Below are 24,447 nucleotides of genomic sequence, written 5' to 3'. Positions count from 1 at the left end.
GAGGCCGCTTAGCGGTTATGATTTATCGCGTCCAAGTTTCGGGGCGCAGTTCATAAAGGCCCGCCCTTTTCGGTCGTTCTTGTTGAGTGCCCTATTCGGAAGCCTCGAACAGGAATGGAGTGGTCCAGCCATCCGGCACGGCACCCTGCTGGCCGTCGCCCAGGTCAACCTTGCTCCAGCCCTCGGGAATGCCACCTTCGCCCTCCCAGGCACCAACCTGGTGGCAACCGGCACACGTGAAGACGCTCTGGTCGTGCATGCGGTGGCAGGAATTGCACTGCTGTACGCCGTGGTAATCGCTATGCGGATCAAACGAGAGGTCCTTCGTGGAAGACTCGCTCGCGCCGGGCATGATGCCGGCACCAGCGTGGCAACCGCTCTGCAGGCAGAACTCATTGGTGTAGGTCACCTTGGCGAGCGGCGTATCGTGATCGCCGGTCAGCTGGGACTGCACCATGCGGGCAGAGGTGCCCAGGGTGTTCTCATGGCAGTCAAGGCACTTTCCATTCACAACGGCCTTGTGGGCATACGCCAAAGAATCGGCCTGATTCTCGAACGTGTCGTAATACTTGCCCATGGTGCTGTGGCACAGAGCGTCGCAGTAACCGGGGGTAGCACGCCAGGCCCAGCCGGCAACGCCGAGAACGGTCGCCGCCACCACGACGGCAATCACGATGGGCAGGCGCTTGCCCTTCCAATCGCGCTTCTTCTTGGGAGTCCCGGGCGTGGCCTCGGCCGCGCTCGTCTCCTTGATCTCATCAGCCATACTTGCTCCTCTAGATCAGACGGTCTACGCAGACAGCGCCGGGTTGTCGCCGCAGTACTTCTCAAGAATATGGTCGTACGTGCGCGTGCGCTTGTCGTACGAGGTGCCACCCTCGGTCAACAGACCGCGCGACTCAAGATCCTCGGCGATATCGCTCATGCCAAGGTCGTTCAGGCACTCCTTGGTGGGGCAGCCGAGCTTTTCGTCCCAGCCAAAGCGCTTATAGAGCATGGTAAGGGCTTTCTTCCAGTCCTTGCGCTCCATCTTGTCGGTGCCAGGGGTGAAGGGCTCGATATCCGGATCCTTCTCGAAGACCCACTCGGTAATGACATCATGGACATTGCGCATGTCGTTGCAGCCCACGTTGCCGTCCTTGTCCTTCATGCCGCGCACGGTGTTGGCGCGCTGGAGCGTCATGATACGCTCACCAGCCTTGTACAGGTCGTCAATGGTGACTTTCTGGCCGGTGACCGCGGTGTAGAACTGGGCTTCGAGGTCCAGGTCGCCGCGATAGCTGCGCTCCTTGGCGGGGGCCATGGCCATCGGCCATACCCAGTTGCACAGGACGAGGGAGTCGTGCAGAACGTCGGTGACGATGCTCCACCAGGCGAACTCGGCTTTAGCCTCGTTCATGGGGGTGTAATCCTTGGTGGCGTCGATAGCGCCCTCGCCCCACATCTCGGCAGCCATCTCCTCCTTGAGCTCCTGCGGCAGACCGCAGCCCTGGAAGTTGACGGCGGAGTGGATCATGTCATCGCGGTTGAACATCATGTTGTACAGACCGCCAGTCTGGCCGAAGCACTCGATGGAGTGGTGGACCGGCCAACCGCGGTAGTTAATGAGCGCGGACTTGGCGTTGTCGAACCAATCCTCGCAGCCCCACTCCTTGGTCCACACGATGGGACCGTGGCCGAGCCAGGAGATCGGCTTGTTCTCCGTATCGTTGGAAGCGATGTCCAGCAGGATCTTCACAAAGCTGGAGGGATCGCCGCCATGGAGAATCGCGTCGAAGTTGTACTCGGCCATCTGCTCGGCGGGAACGTGCTTCTCGAGGATGCCCGCGGAGTAGGTGTAGGCCAAGTCGCGGTAGAGCTGGGCATAGTTGCACCACAGGCCAAGGTCATCGACCGTGGCGGAGATAAGCATGTTGTAGTTCACGGAGAGGTCGGTCAGGGTCTTGCCATCCTCTTCGTAGATCCCCTCGGCCTTGAGGAAGGACTGCATATAGGCCGTGAAGGGGAAGTTGGGCACGCAGGTGTTGCCCTGGGACTCGTAACCGGTCTTCTCCTGGACGAACGGCACGTGCACCTGTGCGTAGCAACGAACGGGGCAGCCGTGGCAGCCGGCCATCTTGACCGTGTACTTCTCGGCGGCGGGGCCCATGTCCTTGGTGGACTTCATGCAGCGGTATCCCATGGTGTTGGGCTCAAACGGCTTGGGCTCGCCAGTCTCGATGGGACCACCTTCGGCGGCAGCCCAATAAAGGCCCTTCTTGGCGGTCCAACGGGAACCGGCGTCGTAGTACTCAGCCCAAGACTGCTGGGTGCTCGGGACGACGTGGTTGTTGTTGGAGCCGATGACCTGGGCGATCATGTAGTCGGAAAGGTCGGCGACCATCTGCGGGTCGGCCACGTGCACCGCCTTGGTGCCGCGGATAACGACGGCCTTGAGATTCTTGACGCCAAAGACGGCTCCCAGGCCGGCACCGGCGGAGTGGGAACGGGTATTCATCACACAGGCGTAAGGCAGCAGGTTCTCGCCGGCGGGGCCGATAGCTGCGACGCAGCACTCGGCACCATGCTTCTTGCACAGGGCCTCAGTAGTCTCGCGCGTGCCCTTGCCCCACAGGGCGGAGGCGTCCTCAATCGAGATCTTGTCGTCGTCAATGAAAATGTAAACGGGCTTGTCGGACTTGCCCTCGATAATCAGGCCGTCGTGGCCCGAGTACTTGAGCATGGCACCGAGCTGACCGCCACAGTGCATGTCGACCACGAGATGGTCAGTCGTGAACGTGGACAGGGACGCCCAGGTGGAGCGGCCCGCCAACGGCACACCGGAACCGGTCAAGGGACCGACGGCGAGAACGGCCTTGTTCTCCTCGTCCATCCAATCGACCTCGGGGCCGACCTCGTCGTACATGATCTTGTTCGCGAAGCCCATACCGCCGATGTAGTCCTTCTGCATCTCGACATCGGACTCTTCGGTGATATCTCCGCTCGTAAGGTTGACGCGGGCGATCCAGCCAGCCCAACCGTAAGAGGTTTCAGCCATTGCGCTTCTCCTTTACTGGGCGATCTTGCCGCCGCCGACGAAGTCCTGGACCTCGCTGACGTAGGGCCACTTGATCTCGGAACGGGTGGGACCGGAGGAGTGGTTCACGTTCTCCCACTTGATGAGCTCGAGAGCGCCGTTGGGGCACTGGTCGGCGCAACGGCCGCAGGCGATGCACTTGGTGGACTTGTGGGTCTCGGTGTTCACCACGGGCATGTGCCACGGGCAGGCGGCGACGCAGGTACCGCAGCCCACACACTTGTCGGGGTCGACGGTGCGCGTGCCGTTCTCCATGGTGATGATGGCCCCATGCGGGCACGACGTCTGGCAAAGAGCGGTTGTGCACATGTGGCAGGCGCGGATCTGCCACTCGCAGGAATAGTAAATGCCGTCGAAGGACTCCCAGTCGGAGCCGAAGTTGAAGCCGTCGTGCACGTGGATGCGGGCGGCGGCGGGCTGAGATGCACCATCGTTTTGCAGGGTGCACATCATCTCGCAGCGCTGGCAACCGGTGCAGCGAGCACGGTTGACCTTGAGCACGTGGGCCGGGGTCGCGTAGTAATCGACCTCGCCCTTTGAGCTCGTGGGGGCCGCGGCGGCGGAATCCGGGAGCAACCCCAGCGCCACCATGCCAGCCACGAACGCGCCCGACACCTTCACAAACCCACGACGGGTAAAGAAGGAGTCGAGACGATCCGCACCGGAGCCGACCTGCTCCATGGCGGTGTTCTCTTTCATAGTTCCCTCCCCTATTTGCTTCACGGATGAGGCTACACCCGCGGAACCTTGAAGCGCTGTGCGCGGCGAAAATGCGCACATGCAGACACGTTCAATTATGCCTGAATAAGGCGTTTAAGCCGCAGATGCTCATTATTCTATTTAGAGAATAATGAGCATCGTTCTTACGTACATGAGGAGGGCGGCCATACTTGGACACCAGCCCGTGTCGGCGCGTGGCGCTACTCGATCTCTCCGGCTTCGCGCAGCTCCTGGTCCACACGCTCGTCGCGCAGGGAACAATTCTCGGTGAGCAGGCAGTTAGGGCACATGCTTTCGCACCTGATAACCTCGTTGAGCTGGGCGAGGTTGCATCCCTTGATGCGCAACAGGTAATCGCCGATGATGGCACGCACGGCCTCGATGGCGTAGGTGAGGGTGTACTTGCGGCCATTCGGCAGGCCGTCGAGCGCCTCAAGGATGTCCTCCTTGGTTATGGCGAGAGCTTCCTCGAACGTCTTGCCGCGCAACATCGTGGCGAGCGCGGTAGCACAGGCGATGGCCGCGAGGCAGCCGTGGCTGCGAAAGCCAACCTCGATGAACGTCTCGGTTTCGGGGTCGATCTGCGCGAACAGCTGCATCTGCACCGTGCCGCGTTTCTCCTTGCCCACGCTGCAAAACGCGTTGGCCCCGTCGGGGATGCCGCCGTTTTTGGCATCGGCGATGAGGTCGAGCGAACGCTCGGAGTACTCCGTGATGGGCGCGTCGTTCTCGATCTGGTACATGTCGGGCGTGCGCAAAAACGGTGTGTCCTCGGTCAGACGGCGCTTTGCCATAAACGTTTCCCTTCTCCCATTCCCAATCGGGGACGTAGTCGTTTGGTACATATGTCGAGGAGGCGTGCCTAAATGGCACGCCCAATGGCACGGCAGGCGGCTCGAACTCCTATGGATTGCGGAACTTCTCCACGCCGTACCATTCGGCCAACGCCTTGCCCTGCGCAGGGCTCAGATGGCGCGTGGAATAGAAGAACGACTCGTTCAAGCTGGTCGTGGTGAGCTCAATGTCCGCATACGCGTCGTCGCCTGTCGCGCGCTCGTAGAGTTCGGCAACCTTCGAGGCGGACCACAAGTAAGGGCTGTTGAGGAAGTCAGACGCCGCCGTAGGCCGCGGATACACTCGAGACTCCATGCGAATCACATCCGCAAACGTCGCTAGGTCATCCCCCTCCGCCGTGTTGAACAGTGCATGGGCAAAACTGTGGGACATGATCGGCTTGGAGTATAGGTACACCCCTGACTTGCCGTACAGCACCACGATATCCGTCACGTCGTGCTCGGGTAGAGGATCGTCCAGGCCCAGCTCATCGAGCTCGGGACGATCATCATACCCCACAGGCACTTCCTGCCTGCCGATTGCAGGGGAGTCCTCTGCATGCGGATGCTCCTCAATATAGGAGAGCAGCTCGTCCGCGAACGCTTTCGCATCCACGCCCGCGGGCGTGAACGCGCGTTTCACCCAGCGCTCGGGGGAGGTGAGCTTGCCGTCCGCCGACCGATGGCGCAGGTCGGAGAGGGCCTGGTCCGCTGCAATCAACCAATCGTTACGGGCGTGAATAGCGGCGAGGCCCTCAGGCGTAGGGGCTCCATCGTCCTTTTCACCGTCATCGTTGGGCGTGGATGAGGGGGCGCTGTCGGATCCACCCGGCGCGAAGTGCGGAGCCTCGACGGCAACCGCATCCTCGACAGCGGTGTTGGCAACGCATCCCGCACACCCTTCTACCGGCTCAAATTCCTCGCTCATGACTCACCTCAAAACTCCGCCCCGCATGTAATGGAAAAGGGACGGGACCGATCCATATGCATGCCAGTGTACCAGCATACCTGTGAATCGGCCCCGTCCCCTATCGTGCGAATGAAGCCAGGCCGGCGCGAAGCCTACCTAAAATGGTGCAATTGGGGTACGTCCTCAATTGCACCATTGCACTATTCGATTACTTGACGGCGCGGTTCGCCGCCTTCTTGCGGTCGGTGGCGTTCAGCAGGCGCTTGCGCATGCGAATGTTCTTGGGGGTGACCTCGACCAGCTCGTCGTCGATGATGTACTCAAGCGCCTCCTCCAAAGAGAAGGTGCGTGGCGGCACAAGCTGCACCGAGATGTCAGCGGTGGAAGAACGCTGATTGCCCAGGTTCTTGGTGCGCGCGATGTTCACGACCATGTCGCCCGGCTGGCTGCGCTCGCCCACGAGCATGCCCTCGTAGCACTCGGTACCCGGCTCAACGAACAGGGAACCGCGCTCCTGCAGGGTACCCAAAGCGTAGGCGACGGCCTTCTCGGTGGTCATGGCGATCATGGCGCCGTTTTTGCGGCCGCCGATCTCGCCGGCATACGGGCCATACTCGAGGAAGGTGTGGTAGAACACGCCCTCGCCGTGCGTGACGTTGAGGATGCGGTTCTTGAGACCCATGATGCCGCGGGTGGGGATGCGGAACTCAACGTGAGTGACGGACGTGCCCGTCTCCATGCCGGTCATAGTGCCACCGGCGTTGCCGAAGATCTCGATAACCTTGCCGGCGTACTCGTCGGGGCACTCCACGACGGCCTGCTCGATGGGCTCCTGCAGGGTACCGTTCTCATCCTTCTTGAACAGAACGCGCGGGCGACCAACTTGGAACTCGTAGCCCTCGCGGCGCATGGTCTCCATGAGAACGGAAAGATGCAGGATGCCACGACCGCTCACCTCAACGCCGCTCTTATCGGGCAGCTCCTCGATGCGCATGGTCACGTTGTTCTCGCGCTCGTTGAACAGACGCTCTTTGAGCTGGCGAGCGCCCACGATGTCGCCGTCGCGCCCCACGAGCGGAGACGTGGAGGCCTCGAACACGATGGACAGAGTGGGCGGGTCGATCTCGATGGGGTCGAGCTCGACGGGATTCTCGGGATCGGTATACACGTCGCCGATGTCGGTGTTGTCCACGCCAACCACAGCCGCCAGGTCACCGGCGCTCACCTCGGAGCACTCGGTACGGCCCAGATAGTCGAAGGTGAAGAGCTGCTTGACGGTAGCCGTCTTGCGCTCGCCATCGTTCTTCACGACGAGAATCTGGTCACCCGTGTGGATAGTGCCGGAGTACACGCGGCCGATGCCGATGCGGCCAACGAAGTTGGAGTGGTCGATGGTGACGCACTGCATGGCGAGCGGTCCGTCGATGTCCACCTCAGGCGCGGGGAGGTCGTTCACGATCATGTCGAGGAGCGGATACATGTCCATGTTGCCGTCCTCGGGGTCGAGACGGGCGTAGCCGTTTACGCCCGAGCAGTACACAACGTGCTCCATGGCGAACTCAAGCTGCTCGTCGGTGGCACCGAGGTCGGCCATGAGATCCAGACAATCGTTGTATGCCTTCTCGGGATCAGCACCGGGACGGTCGATCTTGTTGATGACGATCATGATGGAGAGGCCGGTGTCGATGGCGTGGCGCAGCACAAAGCGGGTCTGGGGCATCGGGCCCTCAAAAGCGTCGACGAGCAGCAGCGCGCCATCGGCCATGCGCAGCACGCGCTCGACTTCGCCGCCGAAGTCGGCGTGGCCGGGGGTATCGATGATGTTGATCTTGACGTCGTTGTAATCGATGGAGATGTTCTTGGCGAGAATGGTGATGCCGCGCTCGCGCTCCTGATCGTTGGAGTCGAGCACGCGGTCTTGCACCTCCTGGTTGGCGCGGAAGGCGCCGGCGGCGCGCAGCAACTTGTCGCACAGAGTGGTCTTGCCATGGTCGACGTGGGCGATGATGGCGATGTCTCGCAGATTATCTACGCGCATGGGCTTCCCCTTATCCTTTAGCTCTTCGATGCGCAAGCCTTCATCCGGCAAAGCGCCCAACATAGTCGGTAATCGGTTTTTGCACGGCGGTATTGTATCTGTTGTGACGCTCACAAGCTGTTGTATCCAGCGGTTTTGCCGCCCTACACATAAGTGTGACAAAGAATGGGGCGCCTGCACCGCGCGATGTGGCGCAGACGGCCTACAACAGCGGGGGCTCTTCGCCAGCAGGCTCGGGATCGCACCAACGGAAATTCTCACCAGTTCCGGCACCCTCGTAGAGTACATATGCCGAATAGCCCAGGGACATGCCGCGCTGGTAAAAGCTCACGACGATGGCATCTTGGAACTCGCAGTCGAGCTCCACACCACCTGCGTAGGCGATGGCGTAGCGATCGAGCGGGCCAACGTGATCGGACTGGATGCCCGTCGCGTTCGACTCGACAAAATGCTTGGCACCCTCCAGGCACGCCTCGGGGCCATCCTCGGTAAAGCAAGCTTGATAGCGATTGGCACGAGCATCCTCGGCAATGAGGACCACACCGAGATCCTCGCCGTCGGCAAGTGCATTGAGATAGCCGTCGAGCAGATCACACACCATGGAATCGAGCTCGGGGGAAACCTCGTCCTGCTGCACGTCGTTCATCTCGTCTGCCATGACCTGCTCCTTAAAAGCAAAAAGGCACCGACTATGCCGATGCCCCATCAGTTCATATGGTGGAGGTTAGGGGGATCGAACCCCTGACCTCAGGCTTGCAAAGCCCGCGCTCTCCCAGCTGAGCTAAACCCCCACTGTAGTAATAAACACCCCAGCGGCGACTCGGCTCTCGCTGGGGTGTTTATTGCGAAAGAGGTGGTGGACCTGACAAGGTTCGAACTTGTGACCTCCCGGTTATCAGCCGGACGCTCTGACCAACTGAGCTACAGGTCCAACGCGGGGATTAATATAGCCCAGGCACCAAAGGCGCGTCAACACCTTTTTTCATTATTTTTGAGGACGGCTTTTTGAGGGCGAATTTCCCACGGGCTCAGAGGGCCCCAATGTGAACAAATACACGGACTGCGATCGAGTCTGGCTTCATCGCGACATTTGGGTATTATGTCTGTTCACCGTCCGCAACTCGCCGTGCACATCTGGAGGTTTGCATGATTCGCGTCGATATCGAAAGCATCGTCATGGCCTCGGGACCGGTGCCCTCCGTCGTCGTCCTGCGCGAGCGCAAAAACGGCGCCACCGCCGATGCGCCCCTGCGAGCGCTGTCCATCCAAACCGGAGCCTACGAGGCCGCCTCTATTGGCAATGGCATCGACTCCGACAAGGCGGCTCCGCGACCCATAGCACACGACCTGCTGCTCAACACCGTTAAGGAGTTGGGAGCCCGCGTGGAACGCGTGGAGATCAACCGTTGGGATGCACCTGTGTTTTATGCCGACATCGTACTTGAGTGCACGGGGAATGCCGCGGAGTCCAAGGTGTCGGAGCAAGGCGATGGCGTGCGCGAGATTAAACTCGATGCCCGTCCGAGCGATGCCCTCGCCCTCGCCACGCGCTCAAACGCACCCATTTACGTTGAAGACGATGTCATGAACCGCGCCGGAAGCATCTCGTACCAAGCCGCGCGCGATGAGCAGTCGTCGCAAGAGGAAATCGAGCGCTTCGATGAGTTTGTCAAAAACCTGAGCCCCGACGATTTCTAGGATTGGGTCATCATCCCAACCATGGCGGCCGAGCCCGATGCGGGTTCGGCCGTTTTCTTTGTCGTGCGGTCTCCTCATCTCTCGCGAATGCTGCGGACGAGTGCGCGAATGATCCGCATGAACCCTGAGAGGTAGCGCCCGTTCAGCATGTTCACGAACCCCTCAACGGCGCCGAGCGGTACACCGCTGGTAGTAAGCGACCGCAGCGGCATGTCTGCCGCCATCTCCTTCATCATGGTGCGCTGTATATGATCCATCTTGCTGGTGGGATCTGCCATCACCCAATCGATGATGCGAAACATACGGCGACCGAGCCAGCTCGCTTCCATGTCCTCAACGGTAGAATCGACGGTGAACGGGACGACCGGTGGGCGGACGGGCAGCGGGGAGCTATAAAGGCCCTCAAATGCGGCAATCGCCCCCAACGATGTGAAGCATCCCGGATAAGGTTGAGCATACATGTTAGGAAGGGCCGGAGCCACTGAGGTGGCACCCCCAGCGTCGCCTTGGGGCGTCGGTGCGGGAACGTCGATCCATCCCGAGAGGCGCACATCTCTGCTCGAGGCGGCGGCGCGTACCTCGTATGCGCCGGGCCATACGCGCCACGCATGATCTTGCACGTCCCAAACGCGAAACGCCTCGTCATCAAGAGCGAATTCGATGCGGTTGGATTCGCCGGGCGACAACACGACCTTCTCAAACGCAATCAGGTGCTGCGGCGGGCAGGGCGATGGAACCACGCCGGGGGCGGGAGCCACATAGAGCTGCACTACCTCGGCGCCGCGGTACGCTCCGGTGTTTTCCACCGTTAGGCGCACGCACCTCTGCGTGAGTTCGAGGTCGCGGTAGGCAAACGACGTATACGACATCCCAAAGCCAAACGGATACGCCGGTTCGATATTCGCCGCGTCGTAATATCGGTATCCCACAAATGGCCCTTCGCGATAGTACACCTCGCGGTCCATGTCGGGATACGTTACTCCCAGCGCGGTGTCTCCCAGACAGATAGGCCAGGTTTCCGCCAGCTTGCCACTGGGGCTGACATCACCCGCAAGGATGTCAACGGCGGCACCGCCGCCCTGGCAGCCCGAGAGGTACATAAGCAGAATTGCAGCAGGCTTGTCGCGCCAGGGCATTTCCATGGGGGCGCCGCCCTGCAGCACCACCACCGTCCGCGGATTCACCGCACACACTCGCTCGATCAGCTCGACCTGACCTTTGGGCATGGTCATGAGTTTGCGATCGAAACCCTCGGATTCGTATCGCGCGGGAAGGCCCGCAACCACGACCGCAACATCCGCGTGCGCTGCGGCCTGCTCCGCATCACGCAGGAGTCGCTCGCTCGTCTCGCCCATAATCGGTTCGTAGCCGTCCGCATAGCGCGCGGCAAAACCCCGTTGCTCCAATCGATACCACAGATTGTCGATGAACTTTGGATTGATGCGCGATGAGCCCGAACCTTGGTAGCGAGGCATGCGGGCAAAGGCACCGATCACCGCCACCGATTGCGAAGTCTCAAGCGGCAGCACGCCCTCGTTTTTAAGGAGCACCGCGCTTTGCGAGGCGGCCTCCCGGGCAAGGTCGGCATGGGATCGATACAACTCCTCATCGGGCAGCGTACTCGCGGGAACGGCGCGGCGTCCTTCATCAACCCTACATGAGAGATGCGCGATATGACCGACCGCCTCCGTTACGTGGCGCTCGTCCAGCTCTCCGGCGTTGACCGCCTCTACCAGGGCGCGCGCGTGATCAGCGCGGGGGCCGGGCATGCACAGGTCGAGACCGGCGCGCACAGAGGAGACGCTCGAGCTCATGGCTCCCCAGTCGCTCACAACTACACCGTCAAACCCCCACTCGCCGCGAAGCACATCCCGCAGAAGCCACTCGTGCTCGGAGCAATACACGCCGTTAAGTTTGTTGTACGCCGTCATGACGCTCCATGGATGCGACCGGCGAATAACGCGCTCGAAGGGCGCCAGATACAGCTCGCGTAACGTACGCTCGTCGATAACGGAATCGGAGACCATGCGTGCGTGCTCCTGGCTATTGCCAGCCAGATGTTTAAGGCATGCGCTGACTCCTTTGCTTTGGATGCCGCACACCATAGCGGCACCCAACTCGCCGGATATCAGGGGATCCTCACTGAAATACTCAAAATTGCGGCCACATAGTGGGTGACGCTTGATGTTCACCCCCGGCCCGAGGACTACGTCGACTCCCTGCCTGCGGGCCTCCTCGCCAATAGCCGCGCCAACACGCCGGACGAGATCGGGGTCGAACGAGCACGCGAGCGCCGAGGCCGTGGGAAAACATGTTGCCTGACGACTTTCGGCAATGCCCAGGTGGTCAGCGTTCCCCTCCTGCTTACGCAGACCGTGCGGACCGTCGGAAAGTACAAGCGACTCGATGCCGCATGCACGCAGTGCGTGCGTACGCCAATGCGATGCGCCGGCCAGCACCCGCGCTTTTTCTTTGAGCGTCATCCCCACGGCCTCCCCCGCGCCTGTCGACCACAGAAACCTTGTACCCACGTATGAACACCCGGCGCGAAAGCGCGCACCCTTTCCCGCGGAGGGCGGGGCCGTCGCCCCCTGGCGACGCTTAAGGCACGAAGGGATGCCGGGTCCGTGCGCAAAATCACCCTCAGGAGCCACGAGGCGCACGGAAATACGCAAATGCGGGGATAATCTCGGGATCTGCAGAGCATATGCGGTTCCCAGGATGAAAAACATGCAGGTCAGGGAATTGATGCATTTCTCCTATACTTCCACCTTCGCCTTTTATCCCCGCATTTGTGCATTTCGGCGGGGGGGGGCGGGCACGCCACCCACCAGAAAGGCCCCTTTACGGGGCCTTTCTGGTGAAGTGCGCTGTGTCAAACGGGACTACTCGTCCATCGTGTCCTCAAGTGGCTCGCTGCCGGATCCGATGTCCACGCGGACCTCGCTGCCGGGAGCCTCGGCATCCGTCTCGCCTTCGGCCACCAAGTCGGATGAATCCCCGCCCTCTGTCTCGTCGGAATCCTCGGCCTCCTTCTTGGCGCTCGTCATGCGAGCCACAGCCGTCACGCGGTCGCCGTCATCCACGCTCATCATCTTCACTCCCTGTGTGGCACGACCGGTCTGGGAAATCTCGGCGGTCTTGACGCGAATGACCGTCGCGCCCTCGGTAATGATAAAGAGCTCATGCTGCGGACCCACGACCTTCATGGCCGCCAGTGCGCCCTTGCGCTCGGTCATCTGAATCGTGTAGACGCCTTGTCCGCCGCGGTTTTGCTCCGGGTAGTCGGAAACCGGGGTGCGCTTGCCGTAACCGCGCTCGGTGATCACGAAAAGCTCGCCCTGGCCGCTGGTGATCTCCATGCCCAGAACCTCGGCGTCGCCCTTCATGCTGATACCGCGCACGCCGCTCGTGTCGCGGCCAGTGGCGCGCACCTGGTCCTCGCAGAACATGATGGCCTTACCGGCGGTGGTCGCCATGATGATCTTGTCGCCAGGCTTCACGCGGCGCACGCCCAGCAGGCGGTCACCGCTCTTGATGTTGATGGCGATAATGCCGTCGCGGCGGGAACGGTCGTAGGCCGCCATAGCCGTCTTCTTTACCATGCCACCCGCCGTGGCGAACATGAGGTACTCGTCCTCAGGGAACTCGCGGCAAGAAATGACAGAAGCGATCTTCTCGCCGTCCTCAAACGGCAGTAGATTCACGATAGCGGTGCCGCGCGCCTGACGCGTGCCCTCGGGCAGCTCGTGCACCTTGAGGCGGTACACCTTGCCACGCGTGGAGAAGAACAGCACGTACTCATGGGTGCTGGCGATGAACATCTCGTCGATGACGTCGTCTTCCTTGAGGCTCACTCCCGAGACGCCCTTGCCGCCGCGTTTCTGCGCGCGATACGCGGCCACCGGGATGCGCTTGACGTAACCGGTGTGGGTGATGGTGACGACCATGTCCTCGTCGGCGATGAGGTCCTCGACATTCAGGTCCTTCTCGGCACCGGTGATCTGGGTGCGGCGCTTGTCGCCGAACTTGCGGGCGATCTCGCGCATCTCTTCCTTGATCACGCCGAGGATCTTCTCTTCGTGCGCGAGCAGGTCCTCGTAGTAGGCGATGGCGCGGCGCAGGCCGGCGAGCTCTTCCTCGATCTTGTCGCGTTCCAGGCCGGTGAGACGGCGGAGCTTCATCTCGAGGATGGCCGTGGTCTGCTCGGGCGTGAAGCCGAAGCGCTCGATGAGGCGCGCGGAGGCCTCCGCGTCCGTCTGCGAGGAGCGGATGATGGAGATGACCTCGTCGATGTGGTCGAGCGCGATGAGGTAGCCCTCGAGAATGTGAGCGCGGGCCTGGGCCTTCTTGAGGTCGAACCGGGTGCGGCGGGTCACGACGTCGACCTGGTGGTCGATGTAGTGCGAGAGCATCTCACGCAGCGACAGGCACTTGGGCACGCCGTTCACGAGCGCAAGGTTGTTTGCGCCGAAGGTCGTCTGCAGGGAGGTGTACTTGTACAGGTTGTTGAGCACGACCTGCGGGATGACGCCCTTCTTGAGCTCGATGACGAGGCGCAGGCCCTTTTGCGTGGACTCATCGCGCATATCGGAAATGCCCTCGATGCGCTTCTCGTTGACGAGGCTCGCGATCTTCTCCTGCAAGGTGCCCTTGTTCACCATGTACGGAATCTCGGTGAAAACGAGGCGACTGCGGCCGGTCTTGGTGGACTCCACATGTGCCTTGGCGCGCACCGTGATGGAGCCGCGTCCGGTCTCGTAGGACTGACGGATGCCGTCGGTACCCATGATGAGGGCGCCGGTGGGGAAGTCGGGGCCGGGCATGATCTGCATGAGCTCGTCGACCGTCGCGTCGGGATGGTCGATAAGGTAGCAGGTCGCCTCGACGGCCTCGTTCAAATTGTGCGGTGCGATGTTGGTCGCCATGCCGACCGCGATGCCCTGACTGCCGTTGACCAGCAAGTTGGGGAAGCGCGCGGGCAGGGCGGTGGGCTCAGCGAGGGACTCATCGTAGTTGGGCTGCCAGTCGACCGTATCCTTCTGCAAGTCGCGTAGGAGCTCCATGGCGGGCTTTGCCAGGCGGGACTCGGTATAACGCATGGCCGCCGCGCCGTCGCCGTCGATGTTGCCGAAATTGCCGTGACCGTCGATGAGCGGCGTGCGCATGGAGAACCACTGGGCAAGGCGAACCATCGTGTCGTAAACCGCGGAGTCGCCGTGCGGGTGGTACTTACCGATAACTTCGCCGACCGTCCACGCGGACTTCTTGTGTGGGCGGTTGGGGAAGATGCCGCTCTCGTTCATCGCGTACAGGATGCGGCGATGGACCGGCTTGAGCCCATCGCGCACATCGGGCAGAGCACGGGCGGTAATGACCGACATGGAGTACTCGATGAAGGACTGCTTCATCTCGCGGCCGAACTCGCTGATCTGCAGGGAGCCGCCGTTAACATCGGTGCCGGCGTCCTCGCCGCGGTCGTTGGCGCCAAAGCTCTCCTCGAGCTCCTCGTCGTCGCCCTCTTCCTCGTCGGAGTCGGCATCGGGGTCGTATCCGCCGTCCTCGTCCTCGTTCGCGCGGGCGAGCAGGCGCTTGAGGTCCTCGGGCATGCCCTCGGATGCGCCTTCGAACTCGCGCTCGTCGTTGTTCATATCGTCAGCCACGTGTCCTCCTTAAGCGTCCAAGAATCGAGCATCATGAGCATGCTTTTCGATGTATTCGCGGCGGTACCCGACCTCAGAGCCCATGAGCTCGCGCACGGCGCGGTCGGCCACCACGGCGTCCTCGATGGTGACGCGCTGCAGGATGCGGGTCTTGGGGTCCATCGTGGTGCTCGCCAGCTGCTTGGGGTCCATCTCGCCGAGGCCCTTGTAGCGCTGGACGGTGTAGCCCTTGCGCTTTTTGGTGACCTTTCCGTTTGCCTGCTCGTCATCGCCCTCGTCGGGGTTGAGGCCGAGCGCGGCGATGGACTCGCGCAGAATCTCGTCCTCAGCCTGGCGTCCGTTGGGGTACACGTAGTGGATTTTGTTGCGGACCTTGATGCCGAAGATCGGCGGGCAGGCGACGTACACGTAGCCGGCATCGATGAGCGGGCGCATGTATTTGTAGAAGAACGTGAGCAGCAGGATGCGGATGTGCGCGCCGTCGACGTCGGCGTCGGTCATGATGATGATCTTGTGGTAGCGCGCCTTGGTGATGTCGAAGTCCCCGCCATCGCCGTTGCCGGTGGTCACGCCACAACCAATGGCGGTGATGAGGGACTGGATGGTATCACTCGAGAACGCGCGGTGGTCACCCACGCGCTCGACGTTCAGAATCTTGCCGCGCAGGGGCAGGATCGCTTGGATGTCTCGGCGGCGGCCGTCCTTGGCTGAGCCGCCCGCCGAGTCGCCCTCGACGATGAAGAGCTCGGTCAACTCAGCGTCACGCACCGAGCAGTCGGCGAGCTTGCCGGGCAGGCTCGCGGTCTCGAGCAGGGATTTGCGGCGCGTGGCCTCGCGGGCCTTGCGGGCGGCGTTGCGGGCCTTGCTCGCCTGCTGCGCCTTCTTGATAATCTCGCGCGCCTGCTTGGGGTGTTCTTCCATGTAATCGGTGAACTGCTCGGCCACGATCTTGCGAACGAGGGTGCGCATGAAGGAGCTGCCGAGCTTCGCCTTGGTCTGGCCCTCGAACTGGGGGTCGGCCAGTTTGACGGAGACCACAGCGGTAAGACCCTCGCGAACATCGTCGCCGGTAAGGTTGGCATCCTTCTCCCTGAGGATGTTGTTCTTACGTGCATAATCGTTGATCACGCTGGTGAGGGCGGTGCGGAAGCCCTCCATATGCATGCCGCCCTCGGGCGTGTTGATGTCATTCGCGAAGCTCATGACGGTCTCGGAGTACGAGGTGTTCCACTGCATCGCGATCTCGACCTCACCGGTCTTCTCCACCGGGGCGTCGGGCTCAGAGGCGCCGGAAAGGTAGATGGGGTTCTTGAGACCGTCGGGCACGGTTTTGCCGTCGTTCAGGTACTTGACGAAGTCGATAATGCCGCCGGCGTAGCAGAACTCGTCCACCTGGGGGGTCGACGCGCGTTCGTCTTTAAGGACGATCTTGAGGTTCTTGTTGAGGAACGCCGTCTCCTGCAGGCGATCACGCAGGGTGTCGTAGTTGTAGACGGTGGTCTCGAAGATCTCCTCGTCGGGCCAGAAGGTGGTGGTGGTGCCCGTGGTGTCGCAGGTGCCGATCTCGCGCATCTTCTGGGTGGTCTTGCCGCGGCTGAACTCCATCTCGTAGATCTTGCCGTCGCGACGAACCCGAACGTTCATCTTCTTAGAGAGCGCGTTGACGACGGAGACGCCGACGCCGTGCAGGCCGCCGGAGACCTTGTAGGCAGCGTTGTCGAACTTGCCGCCGGCGTGCAGGATCGTCATGACGACCTCGAGCGTCGGAATCTTTTTGACCGGGTGCTCGGCGACAGGAATGCCGCGGCCGTTGTCCACAACGGTGATGGAGTTGTCGGGATGCACCGTAACCTCGATGGTGGTGCAGAAGCCGGCCATGGCCTCGTCCACCGAATTGTCCACGATTTCCCACACCAGATGGTGCAAACCGCTCACCGAGGTCGAACCGATGTACATGCCTGGGCGCTTGCGGACGGCCTCGAGGCCCTCGAGGATCTTAATCTCGCCCGCGCCGTATTCGTTCTGATCCGCCACGTAATCTCCCTCTATGCTGTGAAGTATGGCTAACCTTTACAGTTTATCGCATGAACCAATGGCAAAACGCGATATCGATCACATCACAAATACCCCTGGAAGCCAATGAGGGCTCATTTAGGGCGATAGAGGGCTCTTCTGCGTCCTTCCCGCCTCCTCATGAGAGAAGTGCGCTCAAGGGCGATGTGTCGGCTTGAACCCAAGAGTCTCAGGGGCCTTGCTCGGAGGTCCCATGCGCTATGCGCGCTCAAACCCCGGACGCGACGTCTTGACCACGATGTTGCCCACGGCGCCGCCCAAGCGCTCCATACGCGCGCGGATGATCTCGCGCATCATGCTCAGCTCTTGCGTCCAGGAGGCGCCGTCCGTGTACACCACGAGCTCGTCCCGTTCGGGCACGTAATGCAGACCGGTCACGTGCTTGCCCTCGCGGGAGTTGGCGCACACCTGATTCCAGGCATGATAGACCTCATGCCGACGCTCCGCCTGCCGAAACTGCTGCCGGCGCTCGGGGGTCGCGCCGTCGAACAGACGGCTGCGTTCGGAATTGATAAAGTCCCCTAATCCGGCTGTGGCGTTAAGGCGCCCCTTCTCGGTCACACGACCCATCCGCTCCTCCTTCTGCAGGTCCGCGCCAAGCTCGCGCGCCAAGGGGGAACACACCCCCTGGCACGCGGATACTCATCAATCGATGGACCCCACGCGTACGACCTTTGCGCCGCCGAGCACCTCGTCCGAAAAATACCCGAGGTTCGTCGTGGTAATGACCGTTTGGACCTCCTGTGCCACGAATCCCATGATGGCCTCGCGGCGCGTGGCATCCAGCTCGCTCATCACGTCATCCAGCAGCAACAGGGGCGGGCGGCCCAAGATATCGCGCGTCACCTCCACCTCGGCGATCTTCCATGCAAGCACGATGGATCGCTGCTGGCCTTGGCTCCCAAAGTCGCGCGCCGAGCGCCCATCTATGGTGAAGGATATCTCGTCGCGGTGCGGGCCCACGAGCGTGAGCCCCCGGCGCACCTCGTCCGTGCGGCGCTCGTGGAGTGCCCCTAGGAACTGGCTGGATATCTCCTCGCGTCCCTCCCCCAGCTCACCTATCGTGGACTCGTAGGCCACATCCGGCTCCTCATGCGGGGCGATGACGCGATAGACGTCAACAAAATGCATTCGAATGCGCGCGAGCAAGGCGCGCCGATGCATGAGAAGCTGAGCTCCCGTCGCCGCCAGGGATTCGTCCCACGCCTCAAGCAGCTCCGGTGCGGGACAATCGCGCAACAGGCTGTTGCGTTGCTCGACCGTGCGCTCATATGCCGAGAGCAGCTTGGCGTACTGAGCATTCAGCTGGACACCAAAGGAATCGAGGGCGGCGCGGCGAACCGAGGCCGAGCGTTTGACCATGTCGAGGTCATCCGGGCAAAACAGCACGCTCGGCAAAACGCCGCGCACTCCGGCGGCGGTGGTGCGCTTGCCGTTACGGGTGAATGCGCGCTTGCCATCCGCGAGCTCAAGCCCCATCTCGAGTGCTCTTCCGTCACCCGCAAGCGAGAGCCGAGCGCGGCCCGTCGATGCGCCCGCGCGCAGCAGCTCGGATGGAGACGGCTTGCGGAACGACGAGCCGGCAGTGAGTAGCTGCAGCCCTTCAACGAGATTGGTCTTTCCCACGGCATTGCGGCCCACCAGTACCGTCACATGCGGGCTGAGCGACAACACGTGCTCATCGAAGCTACGGTAATTGACAACGGAGAGCTCCGTCGCGGTGATGCTCATAGAACGAAAAACCTCAGATGGTCGGGATGGCGAAGGGATCGGGGATGTGGTGCGGTTGGTGCAGCTGGGGACGTACCACGACAACATAACAACACGCCGGGTGGACGCAACGGGCACGCGCGGTCGGCGGGCGCGGCGCACTCGGCCGCCGACCCGCGACGGCGCTAAATACGCACCGGCATGACGAGGTACAGGTAGTTGATCTTGTCATACGACTTGAACACACCTGCTTGGTTATAGCTCTGCAGCTCAAGCGTGATTTCCTTTTCGTGCGATAGAACGTTCAGGCAACCAAAGATGTAGTGGTAGTTGAACGCGATGACGCCCGATACGCCCTCCGCCTCGACCTCGACGGTGGCGGTGGCGGCGTCCTGGTCGTTGGAAATCGCGGAAAGCACCATGGTGCCCGTCTCCGCGGAGATATCGAACTTGACCGCGGAGTTCGCCTGGGCGACAGTCGAAACGCGCTTGAGCGCCGAACTAAGGGCGGCAACGTCGATTTTGACCGTTGTGGCGCAGGCGGCGGGGAGGAGGGCTTTGTAATTGGGGTACGTGCCCTCGATACGACGGGCGACGTAGGTGGTGTTGCCCGCCACGAAGACGACCTGCGTATCGGTCGAGCCGATGAGGATCGAGCCCTGGCCGCCGGTGATGGCCAGCGCGTCGTTAAAAGCGTCGGCGGGGACGTTCAGCTCGAAGCTGCCCTCCAGCGTAGAAGTCTCCACCTGCGTGTCGCACACGGCAAGGCGGTACGAGTCGGTGGCAACCAGGCGAATCGTGTTGTTTTCAACCGTCATGTAGACGCCGTTGAGCACGGGGCGATTCTTGTCGGTCGAGGTGACGCGCCACACGCGAGAGACCATTTCGCTCAAGATGTTCGCGGGGAGCTCGACGGAGCGCTCGAGGGCGAACGTTGGGAACTCGGGGAAATCGCCGGCGTCGAGCGTGTTCAGTCGGAACGTAGAGCGCTCGCACGTAATGCTCACCTGGTGTTCGGCCACATCGAAGGATACGGGCGCATCGGGTAGGGTCTTGCAGATGTTCGAGAGCATCTTGCATGGAATGACGACCTGCCCCTCTTCGTCCACACGCGCGGCGATGCGATGACGGATCGAGATGGTGTAGTTGGACGTCTGGAATTCGAGGACGCCGTCTGCTGCGCGCACGAGCACGCCGGAGAGGATGGGGAGGGTCGATGAGGGCGCAATGCCCTTCATGACGACGGCGATGGCATCAGAGAGCGCAGATTGACTGACCGTGAACTTCATCTCTTTTTATTCCTCTCTTAAATATATATAAGTAACAACAGTAATAACCCGGTGGATGGTGTGGACTACGCTTGTTTGCCCAGTTACACCCATTGATTTCTCTCAACAATCCATTGTAGACAACCGTTGAGTTTTGCCCATCGTGAGTCGACCCATATTTTTCTCAACATGGACGGCCGCGTTGTCCCCAACTTCTACCCCCACCTTCCAACAGGTTTTCCACAGGTGTCTTCTACGATTTGAGCATGATCGTGTTCTTGAGGTTTTGGACGTCTTCGTAGATCCGCCGGTCCTCGCGCATCTTGTTTTCCACGACCTTGAGCGAGTTGAGTACGGTTGAATGGTCGCGACCGCCGAACTCGGATCCGATGGCCGGTGTGGTCATCTCGCACAAGTTGTTGGCGAGATAGACCGCGACATGACGCGCGAAGGCGATGGTCGCGGTGCGCCGGGGACCTATCAGCTCCTCGTGGCTCACGTGGTAGAACTCCTCGACCACCCGCTGGACCATATCGATATGGATGATCTTGCGCGCGGTGTTGAAGTAGGTCTTTGCCGTCTCATCGATATCCGACGCCGAGAGTTCGAGCCCTGCCGCCTCGCGCTCGGCAGCGAGCCCCGCGCAGCGTTCGCAGAAACTTTCGAGGTTGCGGATGTTGTTGCCCGAGATCTCCGCCATGTGGCGCAGATGCTCGTCAGTGAGGTGCCCCTCGTGTTCGGGTAGCATTGACAGCAGGGACGTGTCGACGTTGAGTCCGTCGAGATTGCCCGAGCCGTTGATGATGTTCTCGTAATAGCGTTTGAGGATGACGTACTTCATCTCAAATCCCGGCTCGGAGACGAGGCACAGCATGCCACGGCTAAAACGGCTGGTGAGACGTTCGTCCATGGCGAGGTCCTTGGGCGCGCGATCCGATGCGAACGCGACCTTTTTGCCATCGCGGATGAAGCTGTCGACGAGTTGGAAGAAGAACTCGACCGACGCCTGCTTGCCCACGATGTTCTGCACGTCATCGATGATGAGGATGTCCGCATCGCGATACTCGCGCATGATGAGGCTGCCCGGACCTCTTTGCCCGCCGAGTTCGTTCATGTAGTCGTCGAGATATGCTTGGGAATTCGCGTATTTGACGCGGATATAGGGTTTTTCCTTGGCAAGGTAATTGCGCACGGCGAAGAGCAGGTGAGTCTTTCCAAGACCCGAGTTGCCGTAGATGAACAGCGAGGGGCATTGCCCAGGCTCCTCGGCAAACGCCGCGAAGCGCATGGCGCTGTTGAAGGCATGACGGTTCTCGTCGCCCGCGACAAAGCTGTCGAACGTGTATTTGGCGTTGATGTCGCCCGCCGGGCCCCTGCCTGGCTGGGAGCCGTCCCCCGCCGCCGCGCGCACCATCGTGGGGTTGTTTCCGCGCGCGGCGGCTTCTCCTGTGGAGGGCTTCTCTGCACCTGGGTCGCCCGCGCGCATCTCCTGCATCATGCGGCGGAAGGTGTCGGGGGACACGGTGTTCACCACGCTGATGCCCGATCGGCCGGTCTCGCCGCCCGTGGGAGTCGAGACCGCTGCGTCGAGGGGGTGGGTCGCGGCTGGCACGCTCTCTTGGGGAGCCGCGCCGTTCTCGTTGGAGGGGAGGGGATCCTCCCTGCGCATGCTTTTGGTATCTGCGAGTATGCTCGCGAGGGGAGGCTCCGCCTGTCGGCGTGAGGCCTCCCGCACACTTGCTGCGGTGGCCCTCGATTCTCCAGCGGCACCTCGTCCGTCGACGACGACCTCAAGCCTCATGGGCATGAAGGAGATCTCCTCGAGGTACGCTTCGATAGACTCGCGCTGTTTAACGAGGTAGGTACAGGCGAACCGGCTTGGCACCTGCACGGTGAGGGACTCGTCGTCGAATGCGACGGCCTGACACTGTTCCAGCATATGTATGAGGCGCGGCTCGCGCTCGTCGCGCCGGCAAAACTCGATGACGTCATCGAGGAGTATGCGCGCTTCGTTATCCATCTTCCCCATTCCTCATCTCTGCATCGAGGGGCGGTCCAACCGTCGTGCGTGGGCTATTGTTGCTGCGCCCATCCTTGACCCAATTCGGTGAGCACGTATTTCTGACCACGTTTATATATGAGCCCCGTCCCCGAGAGGGTGTCGAGCTCGCGCGACCACGTTGCATCTGAATTTCCGTAGGTGCGTGTGAGGTCGGTTGGGCCTCCCTTGCCGTTTTGTGCGATATAACGCAGAGCAAGGGCCCCACGCTCGCTCACATATGGTCTTGGTGCGAGCGAGGGCTGCTGCTCGCCGGGTATGGCATTCGTCGGCATGCCCGGCGTTGGCATTGCTACGGGCATGGCCGCGCCGGGCATGGCTGTCCCGGGTGCCATCGACGCGGGCGCCGTCTCTGCGCCGCCGGTCATGCCGCCGAGATTGGGCATTCCCATCATCTGCCCGCCCATCATCGCTTGATGCGACTGCTGCCCCAGTTGCCCCATCTGCATTGGGTATCCTTGCGGGATACCGCCGTATGGCTGTGTCATGCCGTACGGATTGCCATATGCCGGGTAACCCACACCCGCCCCCGGCGTCCATGGATACCCTTGTGGGTACGGCGGGGCCATCGTCCCCATGGATATCGCCCGCGGATCGGTTTCCGCCTGCATTCCCGTTCCCCAGTTCGGATTCGGACTTGTTTGCGCCCCCACGGCCCCGAATCCACTTGGCTGCGCGCCCGCCTGCATGGGTACCTCATCATGGTGCCCACTGCGCACGGCTGCTCCACGTGAAACGGCCCGCTCGATCTCCTCAACACGCACGGGATTCACGCTCACCGTGACCACCGTCCCCGCGCCCAGGTTATCTTCCACCGAGATGGCGCCCCCGGCGGCCTCGACATATTGCTGCACCATGGGGAGTCCCGCGCCGGTTCCTCGGATGTATCGCTTTTTAAATCGATCCGCACTCGTCACGCCGAATTCAAACGCGCGCTCCTTGTCGTCGATGCCGGGGCCCTGATCCGCAAAGCGAATCGTGTCGCCGTTGTCCAATATGGAAATGACCGGCTCGCTGAACTGCGCGTGTATGAAGTTTTCCACAAGTTCGCGGATGATCATGAGCGAGAGGTGACCGCCCTGTTCCTTCATGGTGCGATGGACGGTGTTGGTCACATCTTCCAGGTACGTACGTACATCCGCCTGTTCGACTACGATGACGCGCGGTGTGGACAACATGTCGTCGTACACCGAGATTCGCGTCGTGTATGCAGATTGCGACCGCTCCGTCGCCCCCGTTGAGGCGCCGCTACGGTTGGCTTCCTGTATTGGCGCTGCTCCCGTGAGGTGGGTGTTGTCCGGAGCCGGATCGCCGGAATCCACAAATGGGTAGAAGTCTTCTGACATGGTGCGTTCTTTCTACGTTTGCCGTGAACCTAGGATAGCAGGTCACGTTGGAAGCTTTCAAAACTTTTCAACAAGTTTTCCCATTGTGTTGAAAAGTGTTGGAAAGAACTGAAAAGTTATCCACATACTGCTAACAACCTGTTGATAAGTGCATGAAAAGTTATGAAAGAAACGGTTCGTGACGGGAGGCGCCAATGCCCTTGATCGCGCACCTTCGAAAAGTATGCGTATTTCATGGTTGCGAGATTGACATTCCCGCACCATATTCCCTACAATCTCTTAGCTCACGCGTATATTTTTCGAGTAGTCGAAACGCACCAGGAGGATGTTAACCATGAAGCGTACTTACCAGCCGAACAAGCGCAAGCGCGCCAAGACCCACGGCTTCCGCGCCCGTATGGCCACCAAGGCCGGTCGCGCCGTTCTCGCCCGTCGTCGCGCTAAGGGCCGCAAGCGTCTCACGGTGAGCGACAACTAAGCTCTCATGCAGACCATCAAGTCCCATCAGGACTTTGAGCGGGTGTTTACTCAGGGGAAGCGGCTCAACCATCCTCTGATTCGCATGGTTATATGTGATTGTGTCAGCGAAGGCGATCCGGCTCGGGTCGCCTTCGCTGCTGCCAAAAGGTTGGGAAATGCCGTGGTCCGCAACCGCTCCAAGCGTGTGCTGCGAGAAGCCGCGCGTTCCTGTGAGCTGCCCATCGAGGGCCACGAGATTATCCTCTTCGCGACGCCCCGCACTCGTACCGCTTCTCCTGAGGAGATGCGGCTGGCTCTGCTCGCTCTTTTGCGTCGGGCTCACGTTGTCCACAACAACTGAGCAGGATGTGGAGTACGGGGATGTTCAAGCGCTTTTGCCTTGCCGCGATTCGCGGGTACCAGCGGTATATTTCGCCCCTTTTACCCGATGCGTGTATATACATCCCCACCTGTTCTCAGTATGCTGTTGAGGCAATAGAGAAATATGGCGTGGTCAAAGGCTGTTGGCTGGGTGTGCGGCGTATTTTGCGCTGTCATCCGTTTCATGCCGGCGGGTATGACCCCGTGCCGTAA

19 protein-coding genes and 2 tRNA genes are annotated in these 24,447 nt (G+C 61.2%); 4 read left to right on the top strand and 17 right to left on the bottom strand.

Features of this window, described 5'->3' with window-relative positions; all coding sequences use genetic code 11:
* Window positions 1-91: 91 nt before the first annotated feature.
* From Q5Q88_RS04690 to Q5Q88_RS04650, 9 genes are all read right to left on the bottom strand, one after another.
* The gene (locus tag Q5Q88_RS04690; protein ID WP_302742042.1) at window positions 92-766 is read right to left on the bottom strand and encodes a cytochrome c3 family protein; all 675 of its coding nucleotides are present in this window, start codon (window positions 764-766) and stop codon (window positions 92-94) included.
* Between the two features lie 24 nt (window positions 767-790).
* Window positions 791-3,037 (bottom strand): aldehyde ferredoxin oxidoreductase, encoded by a 2,247-nt coding sequence (locus Q5Q88_RS04685; RefSeq protein ID WP_118654441.1) that lies wholly within the window; start codon window positions 3,035-3,037, stop codon window positions 791-793.
* Between the two features lie 12 nt (window positions 3,038-3,049).
* Window positions 3,050-3,775 (bottom strand): 4Fe-4S binding protein, encoded by a 726-nt coding sequence (locus Q5Q88_RS04680; protein ID WP_118654442.1) that lies wholly within the window; start codon window positions 3,773-3,775, stop codon window positions 3,050-3,052.
* A 221-nt stretch (window positions 3,776-3,996) separates the two neighbouring features.
* The gene (locus Q5Q88_RS04675) at window positions 3,997-4,590 is read right to left on the bottom strand and encodes an iron-sulfur cluster assembly scaffold protein (RefSeq protein WP_302742039.1); all 594 of its coding nucleotides are present in this window, start codon (window positions 4,588-4,590) and stop codon (window positions 3,997-3,999) included.
* A gap of 109 nt (window positions 4,591-4,699) precedes the next feature.
* Window positions 4,700-5,557, bottom strand: coding sequence for a hypothetical protein (locus tag Q5Q88_RS04670; RefSeq protein WP_302742037.1), 858 nt, complete (start codon window positions 5,555-5,557; stop codon window positions 4,700-4,702).
* A 190-nt stretch (window positions 5,558-5,747) separates the two neighbouring features.
* Window positions 5,748-7,577, bottom strand: coding sequence for a translational GTPase TypA (typA, locus tag Q5Q88_RS04665; RefSeq protein ID WP_118654444.1), 1,830 nt, complete (start codon window positions 7,575-7,577; stop codon window positions 5,748-5,750).
* Window positions 7,578-7,779: 202 nt separating this feature from the next.
* Entirely contained in the window at window positions 7,780-8,235 is a 456-nt protein-coding gene (locus Q5Q88_RS04660; protein ID WP_118654445.1) for a hypothetical protein, read from the bottom strand.
* A 57-nt stretch (window positions 8,236-8,292) separates the two neighbouring features.
* A tRNA-Ala gene (locus Q5Q88_RS04655) sits at window positions 8,293-8,368 on the bottom strand.
* A gap of 63 nt (window positions 8,369-8,431) precedes the next feature.
* A tRNA-Ile gene (locus tag Q5Q88_RS04650) sits at window positions 8,432-8,508 on the bottom strand.
* A 215-nt stretch (window positions 8,509-8,723) separates the two neighbouring features.
* On the opposite strand from Q5Q88_RS04650, the gene Q5Q88_RS04645 reads away from it, so the two are divergent.
* On the top strand, window positions 8,724-9,275 hold the full coding sequence (locus Q5Q88_RS04645) for a bifunctional nuclease family protein (protein WP_118654446.1): 552 nt from the start codon (window positions 8,724-8,726) through the stop codon (window positions 9,273-9,275).
* Between the two features lie 74 nt (window positions 9,276-9,349).
* On the opposite strand, the gene Q5Q88_RS04640 is transcribed toward Q5Q88_RS04645, so the two are convergent.
* The 8 genes from Q5Q88_RS04640 to Q5Q88_RS04605 all read right to left on the bottom strand — a co-directional run bounded on the left by Q5Q88_RS04640 (window position 9,350) and on the right by Q5Q88_RS04605 (window position 23,370).
* The gene (locus Q5Q88_RS04640; RefSeq protein ID WP_302742033.1) at window positions 9,350-11,758 is read right to left on the bottom strand and encodes a glycoside hydrolase family 3 C-terminal domain-containing protein; all 2,409 of its coding nucleotides are present in this window, start codon (window positions 11,756-11,758) and stop codon (window positions 9,350-9,352) included.
* Between the two features lie 402 nt (window positions 11,759-12,160).
* Complete coding sequence (gene gyrA / locus Q5Q88_RS04635) at window positions 12,161-14,926, bottom strand: DNA gyrase subunit A (RefSeq protein WP_302742050.1); 2,766 nt, start codon at window positions 14,924-14,926, stop codon at window positions 12,161-12,163.
* A 21-nt stretch (window positions 14,927-14,947) separates the two neighbouring features.
* Entirely contained in the window at window positions 14,948-16,972 is a 2,025-nt protein-coding gene (gene gyrB, locus Q5Q88_RS04630) for a DNA topoisomerase (ATP-hydrolyzing) subunit B (protein WP_302742031.1), read from the bottom strand.
* A 237-nt stretch (window positions 16,973-17,209) separates the two neighbouring features.
* A complete protein-coding gene (locus Q5Q88_RS04625; protein WP_118654023.1) occupies window positions 17,210-17,581 on the bottom strand; it encodes a DciA family protein in 372 nt (123 codons plus the stop codon).
* Window positions 17,582-17,656: 75 nt separating this feature from the next.
* The gene (locus tag Q5Q88_RS04620) at window positions 17,657-18,742 is read right to left on the bottom strand and encodes a DNA replication/repair protein RecF (RefSeq protein WP_294123328.1); all 1,086 of its coding nucleotides are present in this window, start codon (window positions 18,740-18,742) and stop codon (window positions 17,657-17,659) included.
* A 164-nt stretch (window positions 18,743-18,906) separates the two neighbouring features.
* Window positions 18,907-20,010, bottom strand: coding sequence for a DNA polymerase III subunit beta (gene dnaN, locus Q5Q88_RS04615; protein ID WP_294123333.1), 1,104 nt, complete (start codon window positions 20,008-20,010; stop codon window positions 18,907-18,909).
* Between the two features lie 232 nt (window positions 20,011-20,242).
* A complete protein-coding gene (locus Q5Q88_RS04610; RefSeq protein WP_302742027.1) occupies window positions 20,243-22,009 on the bottom strand; it encodes a DnaA/Hda family protein in 1,767 nt (588 codons plus the stop codon).
* 53 nt (window positions 22,010-22,062) lie between these two features.
* Entirely contained in the window at window positions 22,063-23,370 is a 1,308-nt protein-coding gene (locus tag Q5Q88_RS04605) for a HAMP domain-containing sensor histidine kinase (RefSeq protein ID WP_302742025.1), read from the bottom strand.
* A gap of 358 nt (window positions 23,371-23,728) precedes the next feature.
* On the opposite strand from Q5Q88_RS04605, the gene rpmH reads away from it, so the two are divergent.
* The 3 genes from rpmH to yidD are packed head-to-tail and all read left to right on the top strand — an operon-like array spanning window position 23,729 to window position 24,447.
* Window positions 23,729-23,872 (top strand): 50S ribosomal protein L34, encoded by a 144-nt coding sequence (rpmH, locus tag Q5Q88_RS04600; RefSeq protein ID WP_039910401.1) that lies wholly within the window; start codon window positions 23,729-23,731, stop codon window positions 23,870-23,872.
* A gap of 6 nt (window positions 23,873-23,878) precedes the next feature.
* The gene (rnpA, locus tag Q5Q88_RS04595; protein WP_294122178.1) at window positions 23,879-24,214 is read left to right on the top strand and encodes a ribonuclease P protein component; all 336 of its coding nucleotides are present in this window, start codon (window positions 23,879-23,881) and stop codon (window positions 24,212-24,214) included.
* A gap of 20 nt (window positions 24,215-24,234) precedes the next feature.
* Window positions 24,235-24,447, top strand: a complete 213-nt coding sequence (gene yidD, locus Q5Q88_RS04590) for a membrane protein insertion efficiency factor YidD (protein ID WP_233546205.1) — start codon at window positions 24,235-24,237, stop codon at window positions 24,445-24,447.

The sequence above is a fragment of the uncultured Collinsella sp. genome, from assembly GCF_959026545.1.
Taxonomy (GTDB): domain Bacteria; phylum Actinomycetota; class Coriobacteriia; order Coriobacteriales; family Coriobacteriaceae; genus Collinsella.
Note: the sequence above shows the minus strand (reverse complement) of the source record. Positions and strands in the feature narration are given on the sequence as shown.